This is a genomic window from Streptomyces sp. SP17BM10, assembly GCF_036322405.1.
Lineage (GTDB): Bacteria > Actinomycetota > Actinomycetes > Streptomycetales > Streptomycetaceae > Kitasatospora.
This window is the reverse complement of sequence record NZ_JAQYXB010000669.1, coordinates 103,832-115,437: the sequence shown is the minus strand read 5'-3', so window position 1 is coordinate 115,437 and position 11,606 is coordinate 103,832. Positions and strand designations below refer to the sequence as shown.

Below are 11,606 nucleotides of genomic sequence, written 5' to 3'. Positions count from 1 at the left end.
CCCGCCAGGTCGGCGGTGCCGAGCGTGGGGGCGGTCAGGTCACCTCGCCCCGGCGGGAGAACCGTTCCTGGCGCCACTCGCCGCTCTCCAGCACCTCGGCCAGCTGCTGCGCCGCGTCCCAGACGTCGACGTGGGAGAGGTAGAGCGGGGTGAAGCCGAAGCGCATCAGGTCCGGCGCGCGGAAGTCCCCGATCACGCCGCGCGCGATCAGTGCCTGCACCACCGGGTAGCCGTCGGAGAACCGCAGCGCGACCTGGCTGCCGCGCCGGGCGTGCTCGCGCGGGGTCACCACCTCGATCCCGTCCAGGCCCTCGACCAGCGCGATGAAGAGGTCGGTCAGCGCGAGGCTCTTCGCCCGCACGGCGGCCAGGTCGGCGCGCTCCCACACGTCCAGGCTGGACTCCAGCGCGGCCTGGCCGAGCAGCGACGGCGAGCTGCACAGGAACCGGCCGATGCCCTCCTTGGGGTCGTACCCGGGCTCGAACGCGAACGGCCGCGCGTGGCCGAACCAGCCGCTCAGCGGCTGCAGCGGACCGGCCGCCAGGTGCCGCTCGGCGACGTACAGGAAGGCCGGCGAGCCCGGGCCGCCGTTGAGGTACTTGTAGGTGCAGCCGATCGCGAAGTCCGCGCCGACGGCGCCGAGTTCGACCGGCAGCGCGCCGACCGAGTGGCACACGTCCCAGATCATCAGCGCGCCCGCGGCCCGCACCCGCGCGGTGATCCCGGGCATGTCGAGCAGCTCGCCGGTGCGGTAGTCCACGTGGGACAGGACGACGGCGGCGACGTCCCCGTCCAGGTGCGCGTCCAGGTCCTCCGGTCGGATCAGCACGCTGCGCGCGCCCTCGACCAGGCCGGTCACGCCCTCGGCGATGTAGAGGTCGGTCGGGAACGCCTCGGCGTCGCCGAGGACCGTGCCGCGTCCCGGGCGCAGCCGCAGCGCGGCCGAGAGCACCTTGAACAGGTTCACCGACGTGGTGTCGCAGACCGCGACCTCGTCCGCGCCGGCCCCGACCAGCGGCGCGATCCGGCGGCCGAGCGCGTACGGCTGCTCGAACCAGCCGGCGTCGTTCCAGCTGCGGATGAGGTCGCGGCCCCACTCCTCCTCGACCACCCGGCGCACCCGCTCGGGCGTGCGCACCGGCAGGGCGCCCAGTGAGTTCCCGTCCAGGTAGATCACCCCGTCCGGCAGCGCGAACTCCTTGCGGAACGCCGCCAGCGGGTCGACGGCGTCCAGCGCCGCGCACTCCTCGCGCGTGAGCGCACCCGTGATCTCGCCCGTGTCCATGTCCTGCCCCTCGCTCACGTCTCGTCCGCCCACGTCTCGTCCGCCCACGTCTTGCCCGCTCACATCTCGTCCCGGATGGACCACAGCTCCGGGAACACGTCCTGGTCGGCCGACTTGCGCAGCCAGGTCAGCCCGCTGGAGCCGCCCGAGCCGGGCTTGGCGCCCATCGTGCGCCGCACCGCGTTCAGGTGGCGCTGGCGCCACCGGGTGACCCGCTCGGCGACGTCCAGCAGCGCCTCGGCGAGCGGCTGGAGGCCGGCGAACTCCGGCTCGGCGTACACCCGGCGCCAGGCCGCCTCGACCTCGGGGGAGGCGTGGTGGCGCTGCTCGGACGGCAGGTGCGGGACGGCCAGGCCGCGCCGGGCGAGCACGGCCAGCGCGTCGTCGTACAGGCTGGGGGCGCGCAGCGCCGCGGCCAGCTCGTCGCGGGTGCCCGGCGCGTCCGCGTACATGTTCAGCAGCGCGGCGTTCTTGTTTCCGAGCAGGAACTCCAGGTGCAGGAAGGCCGAGGACTGGAAGCCCGAAGCCTCGCCGAACAGCGCGCGGAAGGAGTTGAACTCCTGCGGCGTCATGGTGGCCAGGAGGTCCCAGGACTCGGTCAGCACGTCCTGGACGTGCGTGCCGCGCCGCAGGGCGGCCAGCGCCGCCGGCAGGTCGTCCTCGCGCAGGGCCTGCTGGGCGAGCGTCCACTCGTGCCGCAGCAGGCCGAACAGCAGCTCCATCACCTGCGTGGTGACGATGAACGACATCTCGGCCGGCGCCTCGCTGAGCGGGTGCTGCAGGCCGTGCAGCTCGTCCAGGCGCGCGTAGCGGGCGTACGGGGTCCCCCGACCCGGCTCCCCGCCCCCGACGAATGACAGGCTGGGCGTCTCCACCGTGTCGTGCCCCATCCCGATCCTTCCTGACGGCCGGGCACCGCGGCCCGGACCCGGTGACCAGACGGACGGCCTGGTTCCACCGGGGGCCCCATTGTGCGGCGGTGCCGCCCCCGGATTGAATGGCCGCCGGGCACGGCAACGGGCTTTGTGGCTGCTGTTCGCGAGGCGTTGCGCCGATTCCCTTTACGATCGGCAAGAGCACCGATTTCGGACACTCGCACACCATCCGGGAGCCGCCATGGACGCCGTCGACCGCCGCCTGCTGGCCGAGCTCCAGGCCGACGCCAGGCTCTCGTACAACGAACTCTCGCGCCGGGTGAGCCTGTCCGCACCCGCGGTGGCCGAACGGGTCCGCCGGCTGGAGGCGGACGGGGTGATCACCGGCTACCACGCCCACGTGGACCTGCCCCGCGCCGGGCTGCCGATCACGGCGCTGGTCCAGATCCAGTGCTACGGCCCGCGCTGCGTGCTGCGCGACCCGGAGGTGGCGAACTGGCCCGAGGTCCTCCAGTTGCACCGGGTCACCGGCGGGGCGTGCTGCGTGCTGCTGGTCGCGGTGCCGACGATGGCCGAGTTCGAGCGGCTCTGCGACCGGCTCGGCAGCTACGGACAGCCGTCGAGCTCGATGATCCTCTCCAGCCCGGTGCCATGGCGCACGGTCGTCGTGCCGTGAGTCCCGCGGCTCCCGGAAATACCACTGCCGGGCCCCGGGGCCGGGCAGTAGGTTCCTCGGCATGCCGAACGAGCGTCACATCCTGCTGCTGACCGGAAGCCTCCGCGCCGGATCCTCCAACGAGACGGTGCTGCGGACGGCCGCCGCCCTCGCCGCCGCGGCCCCGGGCCTGCGCGCCACCTACTACGACGGGCTGGCCGCGCTCCCGCACTTCAACCCCGACCAGGACACCGACCCGCTGCCGGCGGCGGTGACCGCGCTGCGCGCCGCGATCGAGGCCGCCGACGCGCTGCTGATCTGCACCCCGGAGTACGCGGGCACGCTGCCCGGTTCGTTCAAGAACCTGCTGGACTGGACGGTGGGCGGGGTCGAGATCTCCGACAAGCCCGCGGCCTGGATCAACTGCGCCAACCCCGGTCGCGGCGGGGGCGCCGAGGCCACCCTGCGCACCGTCCTCGGTTACACCGGCGCGGACATCGTGGACGAGGCGTGCGCCCGGATCCCGCTGGAGCGCGGGGCGGTCGGCGCGGACGGCCTGATCGCCGACCCGCGGGTGCGGGAGCGGATCGCCGGGGTGCTGACCCGCCTCGCCGCCGCCCGCCCGGCTGCCTGAGCCCGGCCGCAGGGCCCGGCCGGGCTCAGTGCGCCTCGGCGATGTGCACCCCGAGCCCGGCCAGGCCGTTCAGGAACAGCTCGACGCCGACCGCCGCCAGCATCAGGCCGAGGAGTCGGGAGAGCAGTTCCAGCAGGGTGCGGTGGGTGCGCTGGAGCAGCGGCGCGAGCAGGGCCACGCACACGTAGTTGATCAACACGACCGCCACGTAGGCGCCGGTGACGGAGGCCTTCCAGGCCCAGTCGTCCCGGGCCAGCGAGGCGACCAGGACGGCGGTGATCCCGAGCGGGCTGGCGACGTACGGCAGGAGCAGTTGGCGGAAGCCGTCCAGCATGGGGTTCGGCAGGTGACCGTCCTCCCGGTTCTCCGCGAGGTGGACGCCGAACACCAGCGCCACCGCGTAGAGGAAGAAGATCGTTCCACCGGCCAGCTGCAGCGACTGGTCACTGATGTGGAAGAAGGTCGTCACCCCGTCGGCGGTGAAACCGAGCAGCAGCCCGATCACGGCTGCCGCCAGCGTGCTCCAGGCCGCCAGCCGCCGCAGTTCCACGGCGGTCCTGGCGCCGGCCAACCGGGCGAAGGAGAGCAGGACCTTCGGCGGGCCGACGACGGCGAAGAAGGTGATGAACGCGCTGACCAGGTTGAAGACGAACATCCGCTCAGCATGGCCGCGGCGGCAGGCCGGGGCGGCGGTCCGTTCCCGGCCGCCGGAGGATTCGCCCGGATGGCGGTCCCGGCTCGAACGGGTGCGCGGTATCGGGTCCCATGGACGGAGGACCACCTCCGCGGGAACGAGGTTGCGACATGTGTCTGAACCGTAGGGACCTGGGCCTGCTGGCCCTGCGCGGCGCGGTCGGCGGGGTGCTGATCGCGCACGGCACCCAGAAGCTGTTCGGCTGGTTCGGTGGCGGTGGCCTGGAGGGCACCACCAAGGCGATGGAGCACATGGGCTTCCATCCGGCCAGGGAGAGCGCCATCGCGGCCGGCCTCGGCGAGGCGGGCGGCGGCGCGCTGCTGGTGGCCGGCCTGGCCACGCCGGCGGCCGGCGCCGTGGTGGCCGGCACGATGGCCGGCGCCGTGGCGGTGCACGCCCCGGCCGGCTTCTTCGTGACCTCCGGCGGCTACGAGTACCCGGCCTTCCTCGGTACGACCGGGCTGGCGCTGGGCCTGGCCGGCCCGGGCCGGTACTCGCTCGACCACGCGACCGGCCACGCCTTCGACCAGCCGTGGGTCGGCGTGCTGGCCTTCGTGGCGAGCGCGGCGTCCGCGTACGGCGTGGTGGCCCGGCGCCGGCACGTCGTGCGGCTGCGCGAGGAGCGGGCTGCGGTGGAGGCGGACGAGCAGGAGGGCTCGGGCCTGTCCTGACGGCCGCCCCGAGTCACCCGGAGGCGCCACTGCGCTGGCGGCCCCGCCCGGGGTCCCGGAGGGTGGGCCGGGAGGCGTGCCGGGGAGCCCGAGCGCCCGAGGACACCAGAAGGGACGGGACCGCCCATGGACCGCCAGCCGCTCACCCGGGTGACGTGCCGGGTCACCGCGCAGCAGCCGGACTCCCCGCTGCTGCGCCGCCAACGCCGCGCGGTGGCGGGGGCGTTGGCCACTGTGGTGGTCGCAGCCGCGGCGCTGGCGGGGTGTTCGTCAGGCCAGAGCCCGAGCAGTGCGGTGTCCTCGGCGGCCGGCCAGATCGACAAGGGTCTCTCGGCCGCGGCCTCGGCCGCCTCGGCGCTGGCCTCGGCGGCCGGCGGGGCCGGTTCGGCGCTCGCGTCGGCGCAGGCGCAGGCCTCGTCCGCCGTCGCGGGGATCAAGGGCGGGCTGGACGCCAAGGCCGACGTCGCGGTGGGCGCGGTGACGACCGGTTCGGACGGCAGGGCACAGGCGCAGCTGACGGTGACCAACCACGGGCAGCAGTCCTACCGGTACGTGGTCCAGGTCAACTTCACGGACGGATCCGGCCAGGTGCAGGACGCGACGGCGGTGACCCTGGACGACGTGGCCGCCGGCCAGAGCGCCCAGGCCACCGCGAAGAGCAACCGCGACCTGTCCGGCACGCTCAAGGCGGTCGTGGCGAACGCCGTCCGTTACTGACCCGCTGGTGGGCGGGGGCCGGTGGGGGAGGCGAACCTTAAGCGCGGGTCAAGGCCCGACGGCCCCTCTTGACGGGCGAGTTGGTCTAGTCCATTTTTATTGCCCAGGTGCAGGGAGCCCCTGAACCGGCGTCAGTGGCCCTACGGCCGCCGGCGCCGGTTCGGCACATCCCGGTGCCCGTCACGGCCTGATCCCGCTCGATTCCCTTCCTTGATCTGTCATGCCCCGGTCGTCCGGCCCCACCCCGGACGGCGTCCCCGGAGCGGACGGAACCCCCCACACCCAGGAGTCACGCACCCATGCTGCGCTCACGCATTGAAAGGGCCGGGACCCCGGCTCAGGAAGGCGTCCGCCGTCGGCGCCCGAAGAGCCTGGCCGCGATCGCGGCCGGCACCACCGCCTCCCTGCTGCTCGGCGCGGGCCTCGCCCTCTCCGGCGGCGGCGCGGCCAACGCCGCGACCACCAACTCCACCGGCGCGCCCGCCACCAGCGGCGGCATCAAGGTCGCCTACTTCGACCAGTGGTCGATCTACGCGAACGGGTACTACCCGAAGACGATCCAGGACACCGGCGTGGCCGGGAAGCTGGACTACCTGATCTACGACTTCGCCAACATCAACCCGACCGACCTGGGCTGTTTCGAGGCCACCAAGGCCGCGGACACGAACGACAACAACCCCAACGCGGGTGACGGCGCGGGCGACGCGTTCGCCGACTACCAGAAGAGCTTCGGCGCCGACATCTCGGTCGACGGCGTCGGCGACGTCTGGAACCAGCCGATCGCGGGCAACTTCAACCAGCTGAAGAAGCTGAAGGCGAAGAACCCGAAGCTCAAGGTCCTGATCTCGCTGGGCGGTTGGACCTACTCCAAGTACTTCTCGTCGGCGGCCGCCACGGACGCCTCGCGCAAGCACCTGGTCTCGTCCTGCATCGACATGTTCATCAAGGGCAACCTCCCGAGCGAGGCCGGCTACGGCGGCCCCGGCTCGGCGGCCGGCATCTTCGACGGCGTCGACATCGACTGGGAGTACCCGGGCGGCGGTGGCCACACCGGCAACATCTCCAGCCCGGCCGACAAGCAGAACTACACCCTGCTGCTGCAGGAGTTCCGCAACCAGCTGGACGCTCAGGGCAAGGCCGACAGCAAGACCTACGCCCTGTCGGCGGCGGTCGGCGCCGGCCAGGACAAGATCATGAACGTCGAGACCGACAAGATCGGCCAGTACCTCACGTTCCTCGACGTCATGACCTACGACATGCACGGCGGCTGGGACGCCCAGGGGCCGACCAACCACCAGGCCCCGCTCTACTCCGGCCCGAACGACCCGATGACCCCGGCCAAGCCGGGCCACGGCAAGTACTCGATCGACAACGCCGTCAAGGCGTGGACGGTCGGCGACCCGGACTACGGCATCCCCGGCGGCTTCCCGGCCAACAAGATCAACATGGGTGTGCCGTTCTACTACCGCGGCTGGACCGGCGTCCCGAACAACGGCCAGAACGGCCTGTTCCAGCCCGCGGCCAACCCCGCCGCCGGCGCCGCGATGTCCGGCAACGTCCCCGGCATCCAGATGTACAAGGAGCTCACGGGCTTCGTCGACAACCCGTCCAAGACCTTCTGGGACGACACCGCGAAGGCCGCGTACTTCTACGACGGCACCACGTTCTGGAGCGGTGAGGACACCCGGTCGATCCAGGCCAAGCTCGACTACGCCCACTGCAACGGCCTCGGCGGCTCCTTCGCCTTCTCGCTGTACGACCTGGGGACCAACACCTCCCTGTTCGACACGATGGTGAACGCCACCAACGGCTCGGCCGCGGCCTGCCCGGCCCCGCCGACCGGCACCCCGAGCCCCACCGCGACCCCGACCCAGACGCCGACCGGCACCCCCACCGGCACGCCGACCGGGACCCCCACGGGCACCCCGACCGGTACGCCGACCGGCACCCCGGTCACCTGCCCGGCCGCCCCGAGCTGGGACCCGAACACCACCTACGCGGCCGGCGGCACCAAGGTCTCCTGGAAGGGCCACTACTACACCAACAAGTGGTGGACCAAGGGCGAGGACCCGACCCAGAGCGGCCAGTGGGGCGTCTGGGCGGACAACGGCCCCTGCTGACGCCGGGGTGCGACCCGAAGAGCGGTCGAGGGCCTGACGGACCCTCGCACCTGTAGACGTCCGGCCCGCCGGGGGAGCGAACTCCCCCGGCGGGCCGGAGCCATGCGCGGAGTCGTTACGCGAGGTCCGCGGTGCGCCCGGGCGCGTCCGGCTGGCCGTCCTCGATGCGCCGCAGCATCCGGGCCAGCAGCGCCGACAGCACGGTCCGCTCCTCGCCCGCGATGTCCTGGAGCAGTTCCTCCTCGAACACCGCCGCCATCCGCATCGACTCCAGCCACTTGTCGCGGCCGTTCTCGGTCAGCTCGATGATCACCCGCACCCGGTTGGACTCGTCCCGCTCCCGGGTGACGAGGTCCTCGGCCACCATCCGGTCGATCCGGTGCGTCATCGCCGCCGGGGTGAGCCCGAGCCGCTTGGCCAGGTCGCCCGGCCCCAGCCGGTAGGGGCTGCCGGACACCACCAGCGCCTTCAGCACCTCCCACTCCGCGGACGTGATCCCGAGCACAGTCAGCTGCCGGTCGTAGGCCACCCCCATCCGCCGCGAGACCCGGTTCAGGGTCTGCACGATGGTCTCCACCTGCGGGTCCACCGTGGGGAACTCCCGCTGGTAGACGGCCACCTGCTCGGCGATGCCGAGCTCCTTGGGCTTGGCCGGAGCGGGCTTGTCCGTAGTCATGCGGACCAGTGTCGCACGGGGGCGTGCATCTCTTAAGCCTTTGACTCCACACTCTTCTGGTGCTAAGACTTTATCTCGTCAAACTTTAGCTCTGAAATCTTCTGGACTTAAGAGTATCCAGTCGAATCTCCAAGAAGGGGTGTGCACGGTGACCGGCACGGTGAAGCAGCAGAGGCAGCAGCGACGCGGGGCGGGCGGCCCGCTGCGCCGCGTCCAGATCGGTAACGCGCTCAGCGCGTTCGGCAGCGGCTTCACGATGCCGTACATGTTCGTGTACGTGGACCAGGTGCGCGGGCTGGGCTCGCTGGCGGCCGGGACGGTGTTCACCGTCTTCGCGCTGGCGGCGCTCGCCGTCCTGCCGTTCACCGGCCGCGGCATCGACAAGTACGGTCCCCGGCCCGTCCTGCTGGCCGGCACCGCGCTCGCCGCCACCGGCGCGTTCGCCTTCGGGCACGCCACCGGCACCCCCGCCCTGCTGGTCTCCTCGTTCCTGTTCGGCGCTGGCGTCACCACCTGCCAGCCGGCGCTCGCCACGATGATCGTCCGCTACTCGACCGCGGCCACCCGGGCGCACGCCTTCGCGATGCAGTTCACCCTGGTCAACCTGGGCATGGGCATCGGCGCGCTGGTCGGCGGGCAGATCGTGAACGTGGCCGACCCGGCCAGCCTCACCCGGCTGTTCACGATCGAGGCGGCGACCTTCCTCGGCCTCGCCCTCGTCACCGGCACCGCCCGCGCCGCCACGGGTCACGGCCCCACGGTGCAGCTGACCCCCGTCCACGAGAGGACCGACGGCCCGACCGGCCTGCGCGCCCTGGTCGCGGACAAGGCGATGCTGCGGCTCTGCATCCTCGCCGGGCTGATCTTCTTCACCTGCTACGGCCAGTTCGAGTCCGGCGTCGCGGCCTTCGCCACCGACACCGTCGGCACCGCGCCCTCCACCCTCGGCTTCGCGATCGGCGCCAACGCGCTGACCATCGTCGTCCTGCAGATGTTCATGGTGCGGATCACCGCGCGCCGCCGCCGCACCACCGCCATGGCCGCGGCCGGCGTGGTCTGGCTCGGCGCCTGGACGATGGCCCTCGTGGCCGGCCTGATCCGGACCGAGACCATGGCCGCCACGGTCGCGATCGTCTCGATCTACGCCCTGTTCGGCGTCGGCGAGTCGCTCCTCGCGCCCACCATGGGCCCGATCGTCGCCGACCTCGCCCCGGCCCGGCTGCTCGGCACCTACAACGCCGGCTACGCCCTGGTGAAGCAGATCGCGATCGCGGTCGGCCCGGCCGTCGGCGTGCTGCTGGTCGGCTCCGGCACCTGGCCGCTCTACCTCGCGGCGATGGCGGGCTCCACCCTGCTGATCGTCGCCCTGGCCCTGCGGCTGCGCCCGCACCTCACGCCGGAGCAGGACAACGCGGCCCCGGCCGTCGTCCACGCGATCCCGGTCCGGGAGCTCCAGACGGCCGCCTGAGCAGGCCTTCGCCGAACACGCGCGCACGGGCGCCGACCGGGTCACCTGGTCGGCGCCCGTCGCGCTTGGCTTCGCGACCACCGCCACATAGTGTCAGTGCCTGTCGACTGCCCGGCCCCGGCCGGCACGGCGGCCACGGACACAGCGGTACACCGGCGAAATCGGCGAGGCTATGACGCAAGCGGCGCTCACGCACCCCCCGGCGGCACCGGCCCCGGAGCCCGAACGGACCCCCCGCGGGCCGCTGGCCGCGGCGGCCGACCGGGCCGCGTGGTTCGGCTGGCTCGGGCCGATCGGCGTCGCGCTCTTCGCCGGCCTGCTGCGGTTCTGGAACCTCGGCTACCCCAACGCCTTCGTCTTCGACGAGACGTACTACCCCAAGGACGCCTGGTCCCTGCTCGAGCAGGGCTACGAGGGCAGCTGGCCGGACCACGCCAACGCCGACGTCCTGGCCGTCCCGCAGGGCGTCCCGCTCACCTCCGCCCCGGAGTTCGTCGCCCACCCGCCGCTCGGCAAGTGGGTGATCGCCGTCGGCGAGCAGCTCTTCGGCCTGCACCCCTTCGGCTGGCGGTTCATGACCGCCCTGCTCGGCACCGTCACCGTGCTCATGCTCGCCCGCATCGGCCGCCGCCTCTTCGGTTCCACCCTGATCGGCTGCACCGCCGCCCTCCTGATGGCCGTCGACGGCCTCCAGCTGGTGATGAGCCGGCTCGGGCTCCTCGACGGCGTCCAGATGTTCTTCGTCCTGGCCGCGTTCGGCAGCCTGCTGATCGACCGCGACCACGTGCGCGCCCGGCTGGCCGGGGTCACCGAGGGCGACGCCGTCCGGCTCGGCCTGCGGCCCTGGCGGATCGCCGCCGGAGTGTTCGTCGGCTCCGCCGCCGCGGTCAAGTGGAACGGCGTCATGGTCCTCGCCGCCTTCGGCATCCTGACCGTGCTCTGGGACCAGTCCGGCCGCCGCGCCGCCGGCGCCCGCCACCCCTGGCGCTCGATGCTGCGCCGGGACGCCGTCCCCGCCTTCCTCGCCATGGTCGGCTCCGCCGTCGTCGTCTACGTCGGCGCCTGGAGCGGCTGGCTGGCCAACGGCGCCAACGGCGGCGGGTACGACCGGCACTGGGCCGACGGCCGCCCCGGGCTCTCGCCGGACAGCGTCCTCGGCATCCCGCTGCCGCAGGTCCCGATGGGCTGGGTGCCCGCGCCGCTGCGCAGCCTGTGGCACTACCACTCGCAGATGTACGACTTCAATACCGGGCTGAGCACCCCGCACACCTACCAGTCCAACCCGTTCAGCTGGCTGGTCGTGGGCCGCCCGGTCTCCATGTACTGGGAGCAGGTCCCGGTCGGGACCAAGGGCTGCACCGCGCCCGGCGGCTGCTCGGCGCAGATCCTCGGGCTCGGCACGCCGCTGCTCTGGTGGACGGCCTGCTTCGCGCTCGTCTACCTGCTGTGGCGCTGGTTCTTCCGCCGCGACTGGCGCTCGGGCGCCGTGCTGTGCGCGGTGGCCGGGGTCTACCTGCCCTGGTTCCAGTACCAGGAGCGGACGGTCTTCTCCTTCTACATGGTCGTGCTGGTGCCGTTCCTGTGCCTGGCCGTCGCCCAGATGCTGGGCGCGATCCTCGGCCCGGCCGGCAGCACCCCCGAGCGGCGGCGGATCGGGGCGGCGGCGGCCGGGTTGATCGTGCTCGCGATCGTCGGGTGCTTCGCCTTCTTCTATCCGCTCTACACGGCGGAGGTGATCCCGTTGACGTCCTGGCAGGACCGGATGTGGTTCACCAGCTGGGTCTGACGCCCGTTGTCCCACGGGACCGTTG

Annotated in this window: 11 protein-coding genes; 7 read left to right on the top strand and 4 right to left on the bottom strand. The window is 72.6% G+C overall.

What is annotated here, in order from left to right; all coding sequences use genetic code 11:
• Positions 1 to 34 precede the first annotated feature (34 nt).
• Positions 35 to 1,285 carry a kynureninase gene (gene kynU / locus PUR71_RS33615; protein ID WP_329931204.1) on the bottom strand — a complete coding sequence of 417 codons (1,251 nt, stop codon included), beginning with the start codon at positions 1,283 to 1,285 and terminating at the stop codon, positions 35 to 37.
• A 59-nt stretch (positions 1,286 to 1,344) separates the two neighbouring features.
• Positions 1,345 to 2,175 (bottom strand): tryptophan 2,3-dioxygenase, encoded by an 831-nt coding sequence (locus PUR71_RS33610; RefSeq protein WP_329931003.1) that lies wholly within the window; start codon positions 2,173 to 2,175, stop codon positions 1,345 to 1,347.
• 226 nt (positions 2,176 to 2,401) lie between these two features.
• Here PUR71_RS33610 and PUR71_RS33605 point away from each other — a divergent pair, with 226 nt between their 5' ends.
• Complete coding sequence (locus tag PUR71_RS33605; protein ID WP_329931002.1) at positions 2,402 to 2,836, top strand: Lrp/AsnC family transcriptional regulator; 435 nt, start codon at positions 2,402 to 2,404, stop codon at positions 2,834 to 2,836.
• Between the two features lie 61 nt (positions 2,837 to 2,897).
• On the top strand, positions 2,898 to 3,449 hold the full coding sequence (locus PUR71_RS33600; protein ID WP_329931001.1) for an NADPH-dependent FMN reductase: 552 nt from the start codon (positions 2,898 to 2,900) through the stop codon (positions 3,447 to 3,449).
• A gap of 25 nt (positions 3,450 to 3,474) precedes the next feature.
• On the opposite strand, the gene PUR71_RS33595 is transcribed toward PUR71_RS33600, so the two are convergent.
• Complete coding sequence (locus PUR71_RS33595) at positions 3,475 to 4,104, bottom strand: MarC family protein (protein ID WP_329931000.1); 630 nt, start codon at positions 4,102 to 4,104, stop codon at positions 3,475 to 3,477.
• Positions 4,105 to 4,253: 149 nt separating this feature from the next.
• On the opposite strand from PUR71_RS33595, the gene PUR71_RS33590 reads away from it, so the two are divergent.
• The 3 genes from PUR71_RS33590 (at position 4,254) to PUR71_RS33580 (ending at position 7,651) form a co-directional block, all read left to right on the top strand.
• On the top strand, positions 4,254 to 4,814 hold the full coding sequence (locus PUR71_RS33590; protein ID WP_329930999.1) for a DoxX family protein: 561 nt from the start codon (positions 4,254 to 4,256) through the stop codon (positions 4,812 to 4,814).
• Positions 4,815 to 4,940: 126 nt separating this feature from the next.
• Positions 4,941 to 5,531 carry a hypothetical protein gene (locus PUR71_RS33585; protein ID WP_329930998.1) on the top strand — a complete coding sequence of 197 codons (591 nt, stop codon included), beginning with the start codon at positions 4,941 to 4,943 and terminating at the stop codon, positions 5,529 to 5,531.
• Positions 5,532 to 5,830: 299 nt separating this feature from the next.
• Entirely contained in the window at positions 5,831 to 7,651 is a 1,821-nt protein-coding gene (locus PUR71_RS33580; protein ID WP_329930997.1) for a glycosyl hydrolase family 18 protein, read from the top strand.
• Between the two features lie 115 nt (positions 7,652 to 7,766).
• Here the strand turns inward: PUR71_RS33580 and PUR71_RS33575 are convergent, their stop codons facing one another.
• Entirely contained in the window at positions 7,767 to 8,327 is a 561-nt protein-coding gene (locus PUR71_RS33575; protein WP_329930996.1) for a MarR family winged helix-turn-helix transcriptional regulator, read from the bottom strand.
• A gap of 148 nt (positions 8,328 to 8,475) precedes the next feature.
• Here PUR71_RS33575 and PUR71_RS33570 point away from each other — a divergent pair, with 148 nt between their 5' ends.
• Both PUR71_RS33570 and PUR71_RS33565 read left to right on the top strand, forming a co-directional pair.
• Complete coding sequence (locus tag PUR71_RS33570; protein ID WP_329930995.1) at positions 8,476 to 9,795, top strand: MFS transporter; 1,320 nt, start codon at positions 8,476 to 8,478, stop codon at positions 9,793 to 9,795.
• A 172-nt stretch (positions 9,796 to 9,967) separates the two neighbouring features.
• Complete coding sequence (locus PUR71_RS33565; protein ID WP_329930994.1) at positions 9,968 to 11,581, top strand: dolichyl-phosphate-mannose--protein mannosyltransferase; 1,614 nt, start codon at positions 9,968 to 9,970, stop codon at positions 11,579 to 11,581.
• Positions 11,582 to 11,606: the final 25 nt, after the last annotated feature.